Genomic DNA, 20,051 nt, shown 5'->3' with positions numbered 1-20,051 from the left:
ATCCGCCGCTACATCATCTGGCGGAACAAGCACGCTGCCGACGAACGCCTACGCGAGGTCGTGAACAGGGCGAACGTTGCTTGATGCGGCACTAGATTGGGCCGGGTGACCACTCGCCCCTCCCGTGACGGAGCCCGGACGCCGACCTCTGCGCGGGCGTCTTCGCCGCCCCCTTCGTCGACGCCTTCGCAGACGTCCTCGCAGGCGCCGGCTCCCGGCCGTTCCCGGTCCGGCTCCCGCGTGCGGGGGATCGCGCTGGGCGTCGTGCCGCTGGTGGCGCTGCTCACCGTGGCGGGGTTCGCGCCGCTGCCGTACTCCGTTGCGCGGCCCGGGCAGACCACGAACGTGCTGGGGGAGCACGGCGGCGGGGAGGTCATCTCGGTCAGCGGTGCACCGGTGCGCAAGACCCGTGGCCAGCTGCGGATGGTGGCGATCCAGGCGACCGGGCCGCATGTCGACACCCACCTGAACCAGGTGGTCGAGGCCTGGTTCCGCACGGACCGGGCCGTGATGCCCAAGGACGCCGTCTTTCCTCCCGGAAAGTCCGATGTGCAGGTCGCGGAGCACAACCTCGCGGACATGAAGTCCTCCCAGCGGGCCGCCGTCGCCGCCGCGCTCGGGCTGCTGCACAAGGACCCGGAGCGGGTGAAGGTGAAGCTGAGGCTGGACGACGTGGGCGGGCCCAGCGCCGGGTTGATGTTCTCGCTCGGCATCGTCGACAAGCTGGCCGGCGACGGCAGCGGCGGTGACCTCACCGGCGGTCGCACCATCGCCGGTACGGGGACGATCGATGCTGACGGCACGGTGGGTGCGGTCGGCGGAGCGGCGCTCAAGACGCAGGCCGCGCGGCGGGACGGCGCGCGCGTCTTCCTCGTGCCGAAGGGCGAGTGCGCGCAGGTGCAGCCCGCGCCGGCGGGGTTGCGGCTGGTGCCCGTCACGACGCTCAAGAGCGCGGTGCAGGCACTGCGCGCGCTGGCCCGGGGCGGCGCGGTCCCGCACTGCTGAGGCCGCGCGCCCCGCCCCCGCACGCTGCCGTGCGTTGCCGGGAGTTGGTCAGGCGTCCTCCGCGTCGTCGCCCTCGTCGAGGAGGGTCAGGTCCAGCCGCCGCAGCCGTTCGAGGTCGGCCAGGATGTTGATCTCGACGATCTTCCCGTCCGCGACGGTGAAGCCCATGACGGAGAAGAGCCGGCCGTTGTGCACCGTGACCAGCCCCGGCGCGCCGTTGACCAGGGCCGGCCGGGCGGACAGCGACAACCGGGAGAACAGCAGGGCCTGTTCGACGACCGGCCGGGCACCGCGGACGAGCTTGGAGATGCCGCCGGGCGCGGCACCGGCGTCCGCCCGCAGCACCACCTCGGGGTCGAGCACCGCGAGCAGCGCCTCGAAGTCGCCCCCGCGCGAGGCGGCGAGGAAGGCGTCGACCACCTCCCGCTGGCGGGTGAGGTCGGTCTCCGGAGCCGGCGCCGTGCCGCGGACCCGCCGGCGGGCGCGGCTGGCGAGCTGCCGGGTCGCGGCCGGCGTACGGTCGATGACCGGCGCGATCTCGTCGAAGGGCATCGCGAACATGTCGTGGAGCACGAACGCCAGCCGCTCGGCGGGGGAGAGGGCCTCCAGGACGACCAGCAGAGCCAGGCCCACCGAGTCGGCCAGCAGCACCTCCTGTTCCGGGTCGACGCGGTCCGGGCGGCTCACGATCGGCTCGGGGACGTGGGTGTCGAGGGAGTCCTCGCGGCGCGCCTTGCGCATCCGCAGCTGGTCCAGGCAGACCCGCCCCACGACCGTGGTCAGCCATCCGCCCAGGTTCTCCACTTCGTCCGCACCGGACCGGCTCAGCCGCAGCCAGGCCTCCTGGACGGCGTCGTCCGCCTCGCTGAGCGAGCCGAGCATCCGGTAGGCCACTGCCCGCAGATGCCCCCGGTTCCGCTCGAACTGCTCCGCCAGCCACTGGGCGTCGGTCATCGGTTTCCTGCCTCCCCGTCAAGGTGCGTCACGATGATGACGTACGGGATCGGCACGATGTGACGGTCACCTGGCATGAGGGGGAGGTCACGCGCTGACCGGATGGTCGACATAGCCCCGGGCGTCGCCGGTGTAGTAGGTGGCCGGGTCGCCGGCCGCCAGGTCCCGGCCCAGGGCGAAACGGGTGACGAGGTCGGGGTTGGCGATGAAGTGGCGGGCGAACGACACGGCGTCGGCGCTGCCCTCCTCGATGATGGCGTTCCCGGAATCGCGGTCGAAGCCCAGGTTCGCGATGAAGGGGCCGTCGAACCGCCGCCGGTAGCGGGCGAACGCCGCGAAGTCCGGGGTACCGCCCGGCGCGGCGGTGTCCGGCCCGCGCAGGTGCAGATACGCCACGGGGTGGTCGTTGAGCTCGGTCACCAGCTCGTCGTACGCGGCGAGGGTCTCGGTATCCGCGGTGAAGGTGTCGCCGGAGGTCCAGTACGGCGACAGCCGTACGCCGACGCGGCGCCCGTCCCACGGATCCGCGACCGCGTCGATGATCTCCAGCAGCAGGCGCCGGCGGCCGGCCCGGCCCGCGCCGTAGGCATCGGTACGGCGGTTCAGCCGCGGGTTGAGGAACTGCGCGATCAGGAACGAGCCGAGCGCACCGATCTCGACGCCGTCGAAGCCGGCACGCCGGGCGTTCGCCGCGGCGGCCCGGAAGTCCGCGACCGTGGTGGCGATCTCCGCCCGGCTCATCTCCCGGGGCGTGACGGTGTCCTGGAAGCCGGTCGCGGTGAAGGACCGCTCGTGCGGGTTGACCGCCGACGGGCCGGCGGGCAGTGCGCCGCCCAGGTGGTCGGGGTGCGAGGCGGCGCCGGTGTGCCAGAGCTGGAGCACGATGCGGCCGCCGAGGGCGTGCACGACACCGGTGACCTGCCGCCACGCCGCGATCTGCGCCTCCTGGTAGATGCCCGGGACGTGGACGAAGCCGACGGCCCGCTCACTGACCCAGGTGCCCTCGGCGACGATCAGGCCGGCGCCGGCCCGCTGGCCGTAGTGGACGGCGTGCAGGTCGGTCGGTACGAGGTCGGGGCCGGCGGCGCGTGCCCGGGTCGTGGGCGCCATCACCACCCGGTTGGGCAGCTGGAGGTCCCCGAAGTCCGCCCGTCGCAGGAGCGGCTGGTCGGTGCCGGACGGCGTCGCGTCGGCGGTCGTGGCGGCCGCCGCGTGGCCCGAGGCCATCGTGGTGTTCGTCGTCGTGGTCATGGAGGTCACCTCGGTCGGATCGGATGCGTCATAGAGGTGACGGGGCACGACGAGGAAAGGTGACCGATGGCCGGGCAGGACGCACAGGCGGAGCTCGCGGAACGGTTCGAGGCGCAGCGCGCCCGGTTGCGGGCCGTCGCCTACCGGATGCTCGGTTCACCCGGCGAGGCGGACGACGCGGTCCAGGAGACCTGGCTGCGGCTCGGCCGCGCCGGCGCCGACGGCGTGGAGAACCTGGGGGCCTGGCTGACCACCGTCGTCTCCCGCGTCTGCCTCGACATGCTGCGCGCCCGTACCTCCCGGCGCGAGGACCTGGTCGGGCAGCCGCCGCCCGCCGGCCAGGGGCGGGTGGCGGACGACGGGAGCGACCCGGAGCAGGAGGCGCTGCTGGTCGACTCGGTCGGCCGGGCCCTGCTCGTGGTCCTGGACACACTGGGGCCGGCCGAGCGGGTCGCGTTCGTTCTGCACGATCTGTTCGCCGTGCCGTTCGACCGGATCGCGCCCCTCGTGGAGCGCTCCCCGGTCACCACGAAGAAGCTCGCCAGCCGCGCGCGCCACAAGGTGCGCGGCACCCCCGCGGTTCCGGCCGCCGAGCTGACCCGGCAGCGGCGGGTCGTCGAGGCGTTCCTCACGGCGTCCCGCGACGGCGATCTGGGCGCCCTGCTGGCGGTCCTGGCCCCTGACGTCGTACGCCGGGCTGACCCCGCCGTGCTGCCGCCGGGCGCCGCGTCCCTGGTCCGGGGCGCGCGGGCGGTGGCCGAGGAGACGGTGACGCTCGGGCGCAACGCGCGGTTCGCGGCACCGGCGCTGGTCGACGGACGCATGGGCATCGTGGTGGCACCGCACGGCCGTCTGTTCCTGGTCCTGACCGTATGCGTCGAGGGCGACCGGGTCGCCGCCTACGAGGTGATCGCCGACCCGGCCCGCCTCCGGCAGCTCACCCTCGCCGCCCCGGAGGCGTGACCGGCTCCCGGGACCGTCTACGCGGCGGCGTGCGGGGAAGCAGCACAACAGAGCCGGGGCACGACCGCGCCGCCTTGATGTACTAGAGTTATCTCGACATCGAGATATCTGCCGAGGCGCACCGCAGCCGCCACCCCGGTAAGGGTTACCTAACTAAGCCTTACCTTAGCGGACCGCAGGGGAGTCGTGGCGGCAGGATTGCGGAGAGAACGCGCACATTGATGAAGGAGACTGTCGTGTCGGCGAACAGCTTCGACGCCCGCAGCACGCTGCAGGTGGGCGACGAGTCGTACGAGATCTTCCGGCTGGACAAGGTGGAGGGCTCCGCCCGTCTGCCGTACAGCCTGAAGGTGCTGCTGGAGAACCTGCTCCGCACCGAGGACGGCGCGAACATCACCGCCGACCACATCCGGGCGCTCGGCAACTGGGACTCGCAGGCCCGGCCCAGCCAGGAGATCCAGTTCACGCCGGCCCGCGTGATCATGCAGGACTTCACCGGTGTGCCGTGCGTCGTGGACCTCGCGACCATGCGTGAGGCCGTGAAGGAGCTGGGCGGCGACCCGGCGAAGATCAACCCGCTGGCCCCGGCCGAGCTGGTCATCGACCACTCCGTCATCGCCGACAAGTTCGGCACGAAGGACGCCTTCGGCCAGAACGTCGAGCTGGAGTACGGCCGCAACAAGGAGCGCTACCAGTTCCTGCGCTGGGGCCAGAAGGCGTTCGACGAGTTCAAGGTCGTCCCGCCCGGCACCGGCATCGTCCACCAGGTCAACATCGAGCACCTGGCCCGCACCGTCATGGTCCGCGGCGGCCAGGCGTACCCCGACACCCTCGTCGGCACCGACTCGCACACCACGATGGTCAACGGCCTGGGCGTCCTGGGCTGGGGCGTCGGCGGCATCGAGGCCGAGGCCGCGATGCTCGGCCAGCCGGTCTCCATGCTCATCCCGCGCGTCGTCGGCTTCAAGCTGACCGGCGAGCTGCCCACCGGCACCACCGCCACCGACCTCGTGCTCACCATCACCGAGATGCTGCGCAAGCACGGTGTCGTCGGCAAGTTCGTCGAGTTCTACGGTGAGGGCGTCGCCGCCACCTCCCTCGCCAACCGCGCCACCATCGGCAACATGTCGCCCGAGTTCGGCTCCACCGCCGCGATCTTCCCGATCGACGACGAGACCATCAAGTACCTGAAGCTGACCGGCCGTTCGGAGCAGCAGCTCGCCCTCGTCGAGGCGTACGCCAAGGAGCAGGGCCTCTGGCTGGACCCGAAGGCCGAGCCCGACTTCTCCGAGAAGCTGGAGCTGGACCTCTCCACCGTCGTCCCGTCGATCGCCGGCCCGAAGCGCCCGCAGGACCGCATCGTCCTCGCGAACGCCGCCGAGCAGTTCAAGCTGGACGTCCGCAACTACGTGGACACCGTGGACGAGGCGGGCCAGGAGTCCTTCCCGGCCTCCGACGCCCCGGCCGTCCACCCCAACGGCGCCCCGTCCAACCCGGTCCAGGTCACCGCCCCCGACGGCTCGACCTACACCCTCGACCACGGTGCGGTGACGGTCGCGGCCATCACCTCCTGCACCAACACCTCGAACCCGTACGTCATGGTCGCCGCGGCGCTGGTCGCCAAGAAGGCCGTGGAGAAGGGCCTGACCCGCAAGCCGTGGGTCAAGACCACCCTCGCCCCGGGCTCGAAGGTCGTCACCGACTACTTCGACAAGGCGGGCCTGACGCCGTACCTGGACAAGGTCGGTTTCAACCTCGTCGGCTACGGCTGCACCACCTGCATCGGCAACTCCGGCCCGCTGCCGGAGGAGGTCTCCAAGGCCGTCAACGACCACGACCTGGCCGTGACCTCGGTGCTCTCCGGCAACCGCAACTTCGAGGGCCGGATCAACCCCGACGTCAAGATGAACTACCTGGCCTCGCCGCCGCTGGTCGTCGCCTACGCGCTCGCCGGCTCGATGAAGGTGGACATCACGCGCGACGCCCTGGGCACCGACCAGGACGGCAACCCGGTCTACCTCAAGGACATCTGGCCGTCCGAGTCCGAGGTGAACGACGTCGTCGCCAACGCCATCGGCGAGGACATGTTCGCCAAGTCCTACAGCGACGTCTTCGCGGGCGACGCCCAGTGGAACGCGCTCCAGGTCCCGACCGGCAACACCTTCGAGTGGGACCCGCAGTCCACCTACGTCCGCAAGCCCCCGTACTTCGAGGGCATGCAGATGGAGCCGGCGCCGGTCCAGGACATCACCGGTGCCCGCGTCCTCGCCAAGCTGGGCGACTCGGTCACCACCGACCACATCTCCCCGGCCGGTGCGATCAAGGCCGACACCCCGGCCGGTCAGTACCTGACCGAGCACGGCGTCGAGCGTCGCGACTTCAACTCCTACGGCTCCCGCCGTGGTAACCACGAGGTCATGATCCGCGGCACCTTCGCCAACATCCGCCTGCGCAACCAGATCGCGCCGGGCACCGAGGGCGGCTACACCCGCGACTTCACCCAGGACGGCGGCCCGGTCTCCTTCATCTACGACGCGTCGCAGAACTACCAGGCCGCCGGCACCCCGCTGGTCGTCCTGGCCGGCAAGGAGTACGGCTCCGGCTCGTCCCGCGACTGGGCCGCCAAGGGCACCGCGCTGCTCGGCGTCAAGGCCGTCATCGCCGAGTCCTACGAGCGCATCCACCGCTCGAACCTCATCGGCATGGGCGTGCTGCCGCTGCAGTTCCCCGAGGGCCGGAACGCCGAGTCGCTCGGCCTGACCGGCGAGGAGAGCTTCTCCATCGCCGGCGTGACCGAGCTGAACGACGGCACCACGCCGCGCACGGTCAAGGTCACCACCGACACCGGTGTCGAGTTCGACGCGGTCGTCCGCATCGACACCCCCGGTGAGGCCGACTACTACCGCAACGGCGGCATCATGCAGTACGTGCTGCGGTCGCTGATCCGGAAGTAATCAACCGGCAGCCGCACCCGGCAGCAGCGCCACGACGGGCCGCACTCCCTCGACCGAGGGGGCGCGGCCCGTCCGCGTGGGCGCGGTGGTGCCACCGCCGGGGTCACCGGCCGTCCGGCGCTCCCAGCAGCTCGACCTCGGCGAGCGCGGCGGTGCCGTCGGGCACCAGCCGGTAGTGCCGGTAGTCCGCCGGGTGGGCGAGCGCGAAGACCCGGGTCTGGCGGTCCCAGGCGAACGACTCGCCCGAGCGCCGGTCCAGCGGCGCCCAGTGCCTCCCGTCCGCGGAGCCCTCCAGCAGCCAGCCGGTCGGCGCGGTGCCGCGGTCGGCCGAGGTGAGGGTGTACGAGGTGATCCGGGCCGGCCGGGGCAGGTCGATCGGAGCCGCGGTGAGGGAGCCGGCCGTGTCGGAGGTGTTGTCGAAGAGCGGGCCGGCGGACGGGTCGGTGGTGTCCGCCGGCGGCACCGGCACCGCGTCGTCCTCGGTGAGGGACGTGGGCGCGGCGTGCGGCCCGGTGCCCCAGGAGGACGGCCGGTCGCCCATGGCGAATTCCAGGGTGCCGCCGCGGGTCAGCAGCCGGTGCGGCAGCGCGGTGGAATTCCACGGCTTTCCGTTGACCCTAAGACCCTGTACGTAGACGTTGCGGGCGCTGTTGCGCGGGGCCTTGATGACGAGGTCGCGGCCGTTCTCCAGATGGATCGTGGCCTTGGTGAACAGCGGGGAACCCACCGCGTATTCGCCCTGGCCCATCACCAGCGGATAGAAGCCGAGCGCACTGAAGACGTACCACGCGGACATCTCGCCGTTGTCCTCGTCGCCGGGATATCCCTGGCCGATCTCGCTGCCGAGGTAGAGCCGGGAGAGCGCCTCCCGGACCTTTTCCTGGGTCTTCCAGGGCTGCCCGGCCGCGTCGTAGAGATAGGCGATGTGGTGCGACGGCTGGTTGTTGTGGCCGTACATGCCCATCCGGGTGTCGCGGGCCTCGGTCATTTCGTGGATCACGTCGCCGTACGAGCCGGCGAATTCCTTGGCGGCGGTTTCCGGGGTGGCGAAGTAGCCGTCCAGCTTCTTCGCCAGGGCGGCGCGCCCGCCGTAGAGGTTGGCCAGCCCCCGGGTGTCCTGCGGTGCGGTGAAGGCGGCGGTCCAGGCGTTGGTCTCGGTGTAGTCGTTGCCCCAGACCCGGGGGTCGAACTTCTCCGGGGGCAGCCGCCAGTGGCCCTGGGCGTCCTTGCCCTGGAAGAAGCCGGTCCGGTCGTCGAAGAGCTTGACGTAATTCCGGGCGCGGCCCAGGAAATACTCGGATTCCTCCTTGTAGCGGGGCTTTTTGGTCTTCTCGTAGAGCGCCTGGCCCATGCGGGCGATGCCGAAGTCGTTGAGACAGCCCTCCAGTGCCCAGGACATGCCCTCACGGGTGTCGGTGCTCGTATAGCCGAGGAAGGGCGCGGTGTTCATGCCCTTGCGGCCGACGCCGGAGCCGGGCGGGGCGACCGTGGCGTTCTTGACGGCGGCGGCGTAGGCGGCCTCGGCGTCGAATTCCACGCCCTTGACGTAGGCGTCGGCGAAGGCCACGTCGGAACTCGTACCGGTCATCAGGTCCGCGTATCCGGGCGACGACCACCGCGAGATCCAGCCGCCGTCCTTGTACTGCTGGACGAAACCGTCGACCATTTTCCCGGCCCGGCGCGGGGTGAGCAGCGAATAGGCCGGCCAGGTGGTGCGATAGGTGTCCCAGAAGCCGTTGTTGACGTAGATCTGCCCGTCGACGATCTTCGATCCGGTGCGGGTCGGGGTGTCCGGGCCGGTCTGCGGGGAGAACGGGCTCGCGTAGCGGCTGCGCGAACCGACCTGTTCGAAGCCGGAGTTGGGGTAGAGGTAGAGCCGGTAGAGGTTCGAGTAGAGGGTGGTCAGCTGGTCGCGGGAGGCGCCCTGGACCTCGATGCGGCCGAGGAGCGCGTCCCACTGCGCCTGGGCCCGCTGCTCGACGGTGGTGAAGGCGGTGCCGGCCGGGATCTCCCGGTTCAGGTTCGCCCTGGCCTGGTCCATGCTGATCAGGGAGGTGGCGATCCGCATCGTCACGGTCCGGTCGGCACCCGGGCGGAAGCGGAGGTAGCCGGTGACGTCCTTGCCGCCCCCGCCCTCCAGCCGGCCGCCGCCGGTCACCGGTGCGTCGAAGACGCCGTAGACGAAGAGCCGGGTGGCGCCGATGGACAGCCCGCTGCGGACGTCCGAGAAGCCGGTGACCACACCGCGCTCGGTGTCCAGGCTCAGCCCGCCCTTGTTGTCGACGTTGTCGAAGATCAGGCTCGCCCGGTCGCCGGGGAAGGTGAAGCGCATCAGCGCGGCGTGGTCGGTCGGGGTGATCTCCGTCTTGAGGCCGTTGTCGAAGGTCACGCCGTAGTAGTGCGGCCGGGCGGTCTCGTTGCCGTGGTGGAACGGCAGCGCACGGCCGGTGCGGGAGGCGTCCGGGGTGCCGTCCGAGACGGACGGCATCACCTGGAAGGTCTGCCGGTCGCCCATCCAGGGGCTGGGTTCGTGGCTGGCGCTGAACGCCTGGAGGGTGGGCAGGTTGTCGGCGTTGTTCTTCCGCGCGTACTCGTAGAGCCAGTCGGCGGAGCCCGCGTTGGTCACCGGGGTCCAGAAGTTGAAGCCGTTGGGGACGGCGGTGGCCGGGAAGGTGTTGCCGCGCGAGAAGCTGCCGCTGGAGAGGGTGCCGCGGGTGGTGACCGCGTGGTCCGACAGATGGGCGAGCGGCTTCTCCGGCGGGGTGGGCCGGAGGGTGATGTCGTCGACCCAGCCGCGGAAGGCGGGCATGTGCGCGGGGGCCTCGGGCGCGTCGTAGGCGACCAGGATCCGGTCGACGGTCCGGCCGGCGGCGACCGCGCCGATCCGCGAGGTGCGCTGGTTCCACTGGTTGACGTAGAGCGTCTTGGACGCGGCCTGGCCCTGCGGGGTCAGCGGGGCGCCGTGCTGGTCGACCGCGGACAGGTCGCTGAGGTACGTGCCGTCGGTGAAGGCCAGATCGACCGCGACATGCGTCGCGGGGTAGGACAGATCGGTTCCGGCCATCTCCGGGAAGACCAGGTAGGAGAGCGAAGTGGTCCTTGTGACCGCGACGTTGACGTCAAAGATCTTGTTGTACGCGTACCCGTGGCCGTCCGCGGTGTGGGTGCCGGCGTACCGCAGCGCATGCCCGCCGGTGAAGCCGGCATGGGCCTTGGCGGTGGGGGAGTCGGCCGGGCCGGTGTCGGGGCGGGTGCTCATACCGGGCGCCGCGGGGGCGGTCTCCGGGCTCACGCCTAAGGCCCTGGGCCTGCCGTCCGGGCCGGTCTCGGTGGTGTCGGTCCAGTCCGGCGGGGGCTGGCCGGGTTCGAAGGAGGAGCTGAACTCCGCGTCCGCGCGGGGGGTGTGGGGCGGCGCGGCCCGGGCCGGGCCGGGGAGGGTGAGGACGAGCAGAACGGCCGCGGTGAGGGCGGCCGGGCGGGTGGTGCCCCGCAGATGACGGTGCCGGTGTCGGATCCGCACGCGAGCCCTCTCAACCAGGGTGACATCGTTGTCAGTTGATGGCGCCAAGATAAGCAGAGATAAGTAACGTGCGTGGGGACTTCGGTGTCAAGGGTGTCGCTGCGATCGGGGGTGCCGGTCGTGTCGCGGGGTGATCCGGCCGGCCACCGGCGGGGATTGGCCGCATGCCGGAGAGGTCTCAACTAGGGAAAGATGCCCGGCCAACCCTGCATTCGATCTTGCCCCTTCGGCTGGAAGTGGACTATACCTGTCGGCGTCCGACCGGCCGTACGACCCAGGCCGTGGATCCGGGGGGAAAGCGGGGAACGGATGATTGACCCGCATTTCCCTAGCAGGCCCGGTGCACATCCCGTACAACTCAGCTTCATCTGACCCGCGGTGCCGGGGTGGCTCCGGTACACCGCCTGAGTCCTGAAGAAGGCGAGGACTTGAGCATGGGATCCACCTCAGAATTCAATCGTCGTGATCTGGTCAAGCGGGCCGCCGCCCTGGGGATCGTCGCCGTACCGGCCATGAGCATGCTGTCCGCCTGTGCCAGCGGCGGTGGCGGCGACGAGGACAAGGTCGAAAAGGGCAAGAAGTCGGCGAAGAATCCGCTGGCCGTCAACGATTCGGCCGGCCTCGACGTGGTCATCTTCGACGGCGGCTTCGGCGACAAATACGCCAAGGACGCCCAGGCCCTGTACGTCAAGGCCTTCCCGAAGGCCGACGGCAAGGTCAAGCTGTCCTCGACCCAGAAGATCCAGTCGACCCTGCAGCCCCGCTTCAACGGCGGAAACCCCCCGGACCTGGTCGACAACTCCGGCGCCGAGCAGATGGATTTCGGCACGCTGGTGGCCAAGGACCAGCTGGCCGACCTCACCCCGCTCCTGGACGCCCCCTCCGTCGACGACCCGAACAAGAAGGTGCGCGACACCCTGCGCCCCGGCGTCGTCGAAATGGGGCAGTTCGGCGGCAAGGAGACCTGGATCCTCTATTACGCCTACACGGTGTACGGCGTGTGGTACTCCCGGAGCAATCTGCAGAAGCTCGACGCGGAATACCCCGAAACCTGGGACGACATGCTCGCGCTCTGCGCGAAGGCCAAGAAGAAGGGCGTCGCCGGCTGGACGTACCCCGGTAAGTACCCCTACTACCTGCCCTTCAGCCTCTATCCGTTCATCGCGAAGATCGGCGGCGAAGAGGTCCTGCGGAAGATCGACAATCTGGAGCCCAACGCCTGGAAGGACCCCGCCGTCAAGGCGGCCTTCGAGGCCTATTACGAGCTGTACCGCAAGGGCTATGTGCTGAAGGGCTCGCCCGGCCTGGACCACCTCCAGTCGCAGAAGGCCTGGGCCGAGGGCAAGGCGCTGTTCATCCCCAACGGCTCCTGGGTGGAGAACGAGTCGGCCAAGCAGATCGCGAAGAACCCCCACTTCGACCTGGCGGTCGGCGCCCCGTCCAGCCTGTCCTCCTCCGACAAGATGCCGTACGGAACGATCTGGGCGTCCGGCGGCGAGCCGTACATCGTCCCGAGGAAGGCGCGGAACGCCGAGGGCGGAATGGAATTGCTGCGCATCATGCTCAGTAAGCAGTCCGCGCAGAACTTCATCAAGCAGGTGTCCTCGCTGACCTCGCTCAACGGCGGAACGGAAGGACTGAAGCTGCCGCCGGGTCTGGCATCGGCGCAGGCCGCACTGCAGAAGGCGGGCCAGAACATCGTCAATCCGCGGTTGCAGGACTGGTACGTGGCGCTGCAGAAGGAACGCATCGGCGTCGGTGCACTGGGCGAGATGATGGCCGGCCGGATGACGCCCGACGAGGCCATCACCAAGATCCAGAAGTACGCGGACGAAACCCGCGACGATTCCAGCGTGAAGAAGTACAAGCGCTGACCGATACGTCATCCGACGCGTCACCGGCGGTGGGAACGCAGGCAGAGAGCGGGATCGGTAGTCATGAAACATGGTAAGTACCGTTTCATCGCGGGGTTCTTGGTGCTCCCGCTGGCGATTTATGCGATCTTCGTGATCTCGCCATTCGTCCAGGCCATCTACTACTCCTTCACGGACTGGACCGGACTGAGTCCGGACCTGAAGGTGATCGGCTTCGACAATTACGCCCGCCTCTTCAAGGACGAGGTGTTCTGGGCCGCGGTGGGAAACAGCGTCACGCTGTTGCTGCTGCTGCCGGTGGTGACGCTCTCGCTCGGGCTGTTCTTCGCCTTCATGCTCAACGTCGGTGGCCGCCGCCGGAAGAAGGCGGTCATCGGCGGGGTGCGCGGCTCGGCCGCCTACAAAATCCTCTACTTCTTCCCGCAGGTGCTGTCGGTCCCGATCGTGGCGCTGCTGTTCCAGTTCGCCTACAACCCGGAGAGCGGCGCCCTGAACGCGTTCTTCCAGGCGATCGGGCTCGACGGTGTGCAGCCCGACTGGCTGGGAGATCCGCAGCTCGCGCTGTGGTGCGTGATGGCCGCCATGGTGTGGGCCAACGTCGGTTTCTACGTCGTGCTGTTCTCGGCCGGTATGAGTTCCATTCCGAAGGACTTCTACGAGGCCGCGCTGCTGGACGGCGCGAACCGCTTCAACACCTTCTTCCGGATCACCCTGCCGCTGCTGTGGGACACCGTGCAGACCGGCTGGATCTACATGGGAATCCTCGCCCTGGACGTTTCGGCCTTCGCGTTCGTGCAGATCATGAGCGTCGGTCCGGGCGGCCCCGACTATTCGACCGAGGTCCTTCCGCTGTACGTGTACCAGAAGACGTTCCGCGACGGTCAGGCCGGCTATGCGACCGCCATCGGCGTTTCCCTGCTGATCGTGACCCTGATCTTCTCGGGCATCGTCATGCGGCTGGGACGCCGCGAGCGACTGGAGTTCTGATGAGCGCGCAGACCGACCCCGCGGACCTCCCGGGCGTCACCAAGGAGCAGGGGCCGCCCGGCGGGTCCACCTCGCGGGTGCCCGGACCGCGCGCCGGACGCGGCGGCACGGACGGTACGGCCGGCCGGGACGGCGGCGGTGAGGGCCGGGTCCTCAACGTCTTCTCGCACGGAGTCCTGGTCATCTGGGGCCTGTTGGTGACCATGCCGCTGCTGTGGGCGGTGGTCAGCTCCTTCAAGGACGACACCGAGATCTTCGGTTCGCCCTGGAGTCTGCCCTCGGTCCTGCACGTCGACAACTGGGCCCGCGCCTGGGACAAGGCGAGCATGGGCCAGTACTTCCTCAACTCGCTGATCGTGGTGGGCGGTTCGCTGATCGGCACGATGCTGCTCGGGTCGATGGCGGCCTATGTGCTGGCCCGCTTCGACTTCCCCGGCAACCGCTTCGTCTACTTCCTGTTCGTCGGCGGCATGGGCTTTCCGGTCATCCTGGCGCTGGTACCGCTGTTCTTCGTCATGAAGAACATGACGCTGCTGGACAGCTACCACGGCCTGATCCTGGTCTACATCGCCTACTCGCTGCCGTTCACGGTGTTCTTCCTCAGCGGGTTCTTCCGGACGCTGCCCACCTCGGTGGCCGAGGCCGCACTGATCGACGGCGCCTCGCACACCCGCACCTTCTTCCAGGTCATGCTGCCGATGGCCAAGCCCGGCCTGATCAGCGTCGGGATCTTCAACTTCCTCGGGCAGTGGAACCAGTACCTGCTGCCGACGGTGCTCAACGTCGGCGATCCGGACAAGAAGATGCTCACCCAGGGGCTGGTGGCCCTGGCGGTGAGCCAGGGGTACAAGGGCGACTGGTCGGGACTGTTCGCGGGTCTGACGATCGCGATGCTCCCGGTGCTGGCCGCGTACATCATCTTCCAGCGTCAGGTGGTGGCCGGGCTGACCGCCGGCGCGCTCAAGTAGTACCTGATCAGACCGGGCCTCCCACCGGATTGCCGGTGGGAGGCCGGTGCGTTGTGCTGGTCTCAGGGTCGTTGGAGGACTTGACGGGAGGTGGCCCGGGCGGCTCAGCTTAGATTCACATGTTGGAGACAAGCCGGGCCCCGCTGCCGTGGTCCGGCCCGGCGGGCGGTCGTCGCGCTGTCCGCCCCAGGCGGGAGTGGATGAGTCGATGGAGACTCCGGGGTCGCAGTCCTCGCTGCACCGGGCCAATCTGGAGCGGGTGGTACGCGCCGTACGCATGGCGGGCTCGCTCACCCAGGCGGAGATCGCCCGGAGCACGGGGCTGTCCGCGGCCACCGTCTCCAACATCGTCCGGGAGCTGAAGGACGGCGGGACCGTCGAGGTCACCCCCACCTCGGCGGGCGGCCGGCGGGCGCGCAGCGTCTCGCTCTCCGGCGACGCGGGCATCGTCGTGGGCGTCGACTTCGGCCACTCCCACCTGCGCGTGGCGGTCGGCAACCTGGCGCACCAGGTGCTCGCCGAGGAGGCCGAGCCGATCGATGTGGACGCCTCCGCCGCGGAGGGCTTCGACCGCGCGGAACAGCTGGTCAACCGGCTGATCGAGGCGACCGGAATCGGCGCGGACAAGGTCATCGGCGTGGGCCTGGGCGTGCCCGGCCCGATCGACGTGGAATCCGGGACGCTGGGCTCGACCGCGATCCTGCCGGGCTGGGCGGGGACGAACCCCCGCCAGGAGCTGTCCGGGCGGCTCGGCGTCCCCGTCTACGTCGACAACGACGCCAATCTCGGCGCGCTGGGCGAGCTGGTCTGGGGCGGGGGCCGCGGGGCCGCCGACCTTGCGTACATCAAGGTCGCCAGCGGTGTCGGCGCCGGTTTGGTGATCAGCGGGCAGATCTACCGCGGGCCGGGCGGCACCGCGGGCGAGATCGGGCACATCACGCTGGACGAGTCCGGGCCGGTGTGCCGGTGCGGCAACCGCGGCTGCCTGGAGACCTTCACCGCCGCCCGGTACGTCCTGCCGCTGCTGCAGCCCAGCCACGGGCCCGATCTGACCATGGCGCGGGTGGTCCAGCTGGCCCGCGAGGGCGACCCGGGCTGTCGGCGGGTCATTGCGGACGTAGGCCGCCATATCGGCAGTGGCGTGGCGAACCTGTGCAATCTGCTCAATCCCAGTCGAGTGGTGCTCGGCGGCGATCTCGCGGACGCCGGTGAGCTGGTGCTCGCGCCGATCCGCGAGTCCGTGTCGCGGTACGCAATTCCCAGCGCCGCACGGCAGTTGGGCATCGTCACCGGCACGCTCGGCGGCCGGGCCGAGGTACTGGGCGCGCTGGCGCTCGTACTGAGCGAGATGGGCGATTCGACGCTGCTCGACGGCGCACAGAACGTGGATGCTCCCGCTCTGGCATAAGCGCGCTGTGTTCATACACCTAACGCATGGCACCGTTGCCATCTCGTTAAGGATTTACTTCTTGACGGTGGGCTGGCGGCCGAGTTGACTTCCCCCACCTCGGCCGCAACGACGCGGCCACGTCAGGGAGGCAACCCCAATGAACGTTTGGACGCGCCGCGTCGTCATAGGTACCGCCGCCGTCTCGATGGCACTCTCCGTGGCCGCCTGCGGCAAGGCCGGAGACGGTGCCAAGGGCGGCGGTGGCGACAACAAGACCATCGGCCTGCTCCTGCCGGAGAACAAGACCACGCGTTACGAGACCTTCGACCGCCCGATGATGGAGGCGAAGATCAAGGAACTGTGCAGCGACTGCACGGTCAAGTACAACAACGCGGCACAGGAGACCGAGACCCAGAAGAAGCAGTTCGACGCGCTGATCACCCAGGGTGTGAAGGTGATCATCCTGGACGCGGTCGACTACAAGGCCACCCAGTCGTGGGTGAACCAGGCCGCCAAGAAGGGCGTCAAGGTCATCGCCTACGACCGTCTGGCCGAGGGCAATATTTCGGCCTATGTCTCCTACGACAACGAGAAGATCGGCCGCCTCCAGGGGCAGGCGCTGGTCAAGGCGCTCGGCGACAAGGCCAAGGACAGCAATGTCGTCATGATCAACGGCTCGCCGACCGACCCGAACATGCCGTTCTTCAAGAAGGGCGCACACAGCGTCCTCGACAAGCAGGTCAAGAAGATCGCGTACGAGCAGGACATCCCGGACTGGTCGTCGGACGAGGCCAACAAGAAGATGAACGCCGCCCTCGACTCGCTGGGCAAGGACGGCATCCAGGGCGTCTACTCCGGCAACGACGGCATGGCCGGCGGCATCATCACCGCGCTCAAGCAGAAGGGCGTCAAGGTCCCGGTCGGCGGCCAGGACGCCGAGCTCGCGGGCCTGCAGCGGATCCTCAAGGGCGACCAGGCGTTCACCATCTACAAGCAGATCAAGCCGCAGGCCGACTCCACGGCCGAGATCGCGGTCAAGCTGCTCAAGGGCGAGAAGATCGACTCGCTGACGTCCACCAAGGTCGACAGCCTCAGCGGCGCGGTCAAGGGCATCCCCGCCAAGCTCTACGACGCGCAGATCGTGACCAAGGACAACATCGCCTCCACGATCATCAAGGACAAGGTCTACAAGGCGAGCCAGCTCTGCACCGGCGACGTCAAGAAGGCCTGCGAGGCGGCCGGCATCAAGTAGCCGGCAGCAGCACGTACGAAGGCCACCGGCCTCCGTCCGGCCCCGGCCCGCGCCGTCCCCTTCCGGGCGCGGGCGGGGCCGCCCCCCCCGCATCACCCTTGGCTCGCAGAGCACCCCTCTCTCTTCCTGCTCGCGGAGCACCCCTCTTCGCACCACCATGCCCCCCGCCGTTGTGACGGCGGCGAAGGAGATGATTCACGTGTCCGCTACGCCTGTGCTGGCGTTGCGCGGAATCTCCAAGCGGTTCGGCGCCGTCCAGGCACTCACGGACGTCACGCTGGAGATCCACCCCGGTGAGGTGGTCGCCCTCGTGGGCGACAACGGCGCCGGCAAGTCCACCCTGGTCAAGACCATCTCGGGCGTCCACCCGGTCGACGACGGAACCATCGAGTGGGAGGGCGAGGCGGTCCGCATCAACAAGCCGCACGACGCCCAGGAGCTCGGCGTCGCGACCGTCTACCAGGACCTCGCGCTCTGCGACAACCTCGACGTCGTCGCCAACCTCTTCCTCGGCAACGAGAGCCGCACCGCCGGTGTCCTCGACGAGATCGCCATGGAGAAGCGCGCCAAGGAACTGCTCGACACCCTCTCCATCCGCATCCCCAGCGTCCGCATCCCGGTCGCCGCGCTCTCCGGCGGTCAGCGGCAGGTCGTCGCCATCGCCCGCGCGCTGATCGGCGACCCGAAGATCGTCATCCTCGACGAGCCCACCGCCGCCCTCGGCGTCGAGCAGACCGCGCAGGTCCTCGACCTCGTCGAGCGGCTGCGCGAGCGCGGGCTGGGCGTCATCCTCATCAGCCACAACATGGCCGATGTGCAGGCCGTCGCGGACAAGGTCGCGGTGCTGCGGCTGGGTCGCAACAACGGTGTCTTCGACGTCGAGGGCACCTCCCACGAAGAGATCATCGCCGCCATCACGGGTGCCTCGGACAACGCGGTGACCCGCCGCAAGGCGCGCACGGACCAGGTGAAGAAGGAGGCCGGGGCATGAGCGACCTCACCAAGGAGCCGGTCGGCGAGGCGACCGAGACCGCGACGGACACCGCGACGGAAACCTCGGCCGACACCGCCGACACCGCCGACACCGCGCAGGCCGCGGCCGCCGACGCACCCCAGCCCGCCGCCGTCGACCCCCGGCTGCTGGTCCGGGAGGCGGGTTTCGCCGGCTACCTCGCCGACTTCAAGCGCCGGGTGCGCGGCGGTGAGCTGGGCTCGCTGCCGGTCGTCATCGGCCTGATCGTCATCGCGATCGTCTTCCAGCTCAAGAACAGCAGCTTCCTGTCGGCGGACAGCATCGCCAACATCGGTGTCTACACCTCCGGCCTCGGCATCATGGCCGTCGGTATCGTCTTCGTCCTGCTGCTCGGTGAGATTGATCTCTCCGTCGGTTCGGTCGCCGGTGTCGGCGCGGCCGTCTGGGCGGTGCTCAGCGTCACCCACGGCGTCAACGACTGGCTCGCGGTCCTGATCGCCATCGCGGCCGGTGTGCTCATCGGCGTCGTCCATGGCTTCTTTTTCGCCAAGATCGGTGTACCGGCGTTCGTCGTCACCCTGGCCGGATTCCTCGGCTGGAGCGGTCTGCAGATCTGGATGATGGGCAAGGAAGGCTCGATCAACACGCCGAGCGGCAGCCTGGTCGAGAACCTCACCGGCTACTACTTCGAGGACAAGGGCGCCGCGTACGGCCTCGCGCTGGTCGCGGTCCTCGCGTACGCCGGCTCGCTGCTGCTGGACACCAAGCGCCGCAAGGCCGCCGCGCTGCCGTCCCGGCCGCTCAGCGAGATCGTGCTGCGCACCGGCGTGGTCGCGGTGATCGCCTTCGCGGTCGCCTACGTCCTCAACGAGCCGGCCGGCGCCCGCGGGCTCCCGCTGGCCCTGGTGCTGTTCCTGGCCGTCCTGGTCATCGCCGACTTCGTGGTGCGCCGCACCACCTACGGACGGCAGATCTTCGCGGTCGGCGGCAACGCCGAGGCGGCCCGCCGGGCCGGTATCAACGTGAACAAGATCCGGATCAGCGTCTTCGCGATCTCCGGGATGCTCGCCGCCTTCGGCGGGCTCTTCATCGCCAGCCTCTCCGGTGGCGCCACGAAGAACCTCGGCTCCGGCAACACCCTGATGAACGTCATCGCGGCGGCGGTCATCGGCGGCACCAGCCTGTTCGGCGGCCGCGGCAAGATCTGGTCCGCGCTGCTGGGCATGCTGGTCATCCAGTCCATCCAGCAGGGCCTGAACCTGCTGGGCATGGCCAGCGAGATCCAGTACATGATCACCGGCGCGGTGCTGCTGGCCGCGGTCGTGATCGACTCGGTGTCGCGGCGGACGCAGAAAACGGCCGGCCGTACCTGATCCCGCACACCGTCCTCGCCGGCGTGGCACCGGCCCCCACCGGACGTATTCCGGTGGGGGCCGAATCGCGTTCCTGGGGGCCGTCACGGCCGCGGCCGAAAGACGTCTTCACCCGAGTGACATACATCGCAAGGCCCGGGCGTCGCCGCTGCGGGCGCGACATTAGACTCATCTGATCGGCAAGCTCGATCGATCGACGGCAGCAGCAAGCAGCAAGGAGGCAGGGGTGGCGTTGCTTTCCCGTATCAGGGGACCGCGCGATCTGGACCGACTGGGCCCGGAGCAGCTGGAGCAGCTGGCGGGGGAGATCCGTGCCTTCCTTGTCGATGCGGTTTCCAAGACCGGCGGCCACCTCGGCCCGAACCTCGGTGTGGTCGAGCTGACCATCGCCCTGCACCGGGTCTTCGACTCGCCCAAGGACCGGGTCCTCTTCGACACCGGCCACCAGTCGTACGTCCACAAGCTGCTCACCGGCCGTCAGGACTTCTCCAGGCTGCGTGCCAAGGGCGGCCTGTCGGGCTACCCGTCGCGGGCGGAGTCGGCGCACGACGTCATCGAGAACAGCCACGCCTCCACGGTCCTGGGCT

General features: G+C 69.4%; 14 protein-coding genes and 1 pseudogene. 12 read left to right on the top strand and 3 right to left on the bottom strand.

Features of this window, described 5'->3' with window-relative positions:
* Positions 1-84, top strand: a pseudogene (locus AB0G35_RS36090) (transposase); the annotation flags it as partial.
* A gap of 156 nt (positions 85-240) precedes the next feature.
* Positions 241-1,005 carry a S16 family serine protease gene (locus tag AB0G35_RS36085; protein ID WP_360958660.1) on the top strand — a complete coding sequence of 255 codons (765 nt, stop codon included), beginning with the start codon at positions 241-243 and terminating at the stop codon, positions 1,003-1,005.
* A 48-nt stretch (positions 1,006-1,053) separates the two neighbouring features.
* Here the strand turns inward: AB0G35_RS36085 and sigJ are convergent, their stop codons facing one another.
* Positions 1,054-1,959: an RNA polymerase sigma factor SigJ gene (sigJ, locus tag AB0G35_RS36080; protein ID WP_360958657.1), complete on the bottom strand. Its 906-nt coding sequence runs from the start codon at positions 1,957-1,959 to the stop codon at positions 1,054-1,056.
* An 87-nt stretch (positions 1,960-2,046) separates the two neighbouring features.
* Positions 2,047-3,210 (bottom strand): alkene reductase, encoded by a 1,164-nt coding sequence (locus AB0G35_RS36075; RefSeq protein ID WP_360958654.1) that lies wholly within the window; start codon positions 3,208-3,210, stop codon positions 2,047-2,049.
* Positions 3,211-3,276: 66 nt separating this feature from the next.
* Here AB0G35_RS36075 and AB0G35_RS36070 point away from each other — a divergent pair, with 66 nt between their 5' ends.
* Together AB0G35_RS36070 and acnA are read left to right on the top strand one after the other, a co-directional pair.
* Entirely contained in the window at positions 3,277-4,173 is an 897-nt protein-coding gene (locus tag AB0G35_RS36070; RefSeq protein ID WP_360958652.1) for a sigma-70 family RNA polymerase sigma factor, read from the top strand.
* A 236-nt stretch (positions 4,174-4,409) separates the two neighbouring features.
* Positions 4,410-7,127 carry an aconitate hydratase AcnA gene (acnA, locus tag AB0G35_RS36065; RefSeq protein WP_360958649.1) on the top strand — a complete coding sequence of 906 codons (2,718 nt, stop codon included), beginning with the start codon at positions 4,410-4,412 and terminating at the stop codon, positions 7,125-7,127.
* A gap of 103 nt (positions 7,128-7,230) precedes the next feature.
* Here acnA and AB0G35_RS36060 read toward each other — a convergent pair whose 3' ends face one another.
* Complete coding sequence (locus AB0G35_RS36060; RefSeq protein WP_360958646.1) at positions 7,231-10,647, bottom strand: GH92 family glycosyl hydrolase; 3,417 nt, start codon at positions 10,645-10,647, stop codon at positions 7,231-7,233.
* Positions 10,648-11,081: 434 nt separating this feature from the next.
* On the opposite strand from AB0G35_RS36060, the gene ngcE reads away from it, so the two are divergent.
* The 8 genes from ngcE to AB0G35_RS36020 all read left to right on the top strand — a co-directional run.
* On the top strand, positions 11,082-12,521 hold the full coding sequence (gene ngcE, locus AB0G35_RS36055) for an N-acetylglucosamine/diacetylchitobiose ABC transporter substrate-binding protein (RefSeq protein WP_360958643.1): 1,440 nt from the start codon (positions 11,082-11,084) through the stop codon (positions 12,519-12,521).
* Positions 12,522-12,584: 63 nt separating this feature from the next.
* Entirely contained in the window at positions 12,585-13,508 is a 924-nt protein-coding gene (locus AB0G35_RS36050; RefSeq protein ID WP_360958641.1) for a sugar ABC transporter permease, read from the top strand.
* Positions 13,508-14,476, top strand: coding sequence for a carbohydrate ABC transporter permease (locus AB0G35_RS36045; protein WP_360958638.1), 969 nt, complete (start codon positions 13,508-13,510; stop codon positions 14,474-14,476). The genes AB0G35_RS36050 and AB0G35_RS36045 overlap by 1 nt, the downstream gene beginning before the upstream one ends.
* Before the next feature lie 208 nt (positions 14,477-14,684).
* Positions 14,685-15,884, top strand: a complete 1,200-nt coding sequence (locus tag AB0G35_RS36040) for an ROK family transcriptional regulator (RefSeq protein ID WP_360958635.1) — start codon at positions 14,685-14,687, stop codon at positions 15,882-15,884.
* A 139-nt stretch (positions 15,885-16,023) separates the two neighbouring features.
* Positions 16,024-17,118 (top strand): substrate-binding domain-containing protein, encoded by a 1,095-nt coding sequence (locus AB0G35_RS36035; RefSeq protein ID WP_360958632.1) that lies wholly within the window; start codon positions 16,024-16,026, stop codon positions 17,116-17,118.
* Between the two features lie 190 nt (positions 17,119-17,308).
* Positions 17,309-18,109 (top strand): ATP-binding cassette domain-containing protein, encoded by an 801-nt coding sequence (locus AB0G35_RS36030; RefSeq protein ID WP_360958629.1) that lies wholly within the window; start codon positions 17,309-17,311, stop codon positions 18,107-18,109.
* Positions 18,106-19,464, top strand: coding sequence for a sugar ABC transporter permease (locus AB0G35_RS36025; protein WP_360958626.1), 1,359 nt, complete (start codon positions 18,106-18,108; stop codon positions 19,462-19,464). Before AB0G35_RS36030 ends, AB0G35_RS36025 begins: the two co-directional genes overlap by 4 nt.
* 226 nt (positions 19,465-19,690) lie before the next feature.
* The coding region (locus AB0G35_RS36020; protein WP_360958623.1) for a 1-deoxy-D-xylulose-5-phosphate synthase N-terminal domain-containing protein at positions 19,691-20,051 on the top strand (361 nt) is incomplete at its 3' end.

The organism is Streptomyces sp. NPDC021749, from assembly GCF_040640655.1.
In the GTDB taxonomy this organism is placed as follows: domain Bacteria; phylum Actinomycetota; class Actinomycetes; order Streptomycetales; family Streptomycetaceae; genus Streptomyces.
Note: the sequence above shows the minus strand (reverse complement) of the source record. Positions and strands in the feature narration are given on the sequence as shown.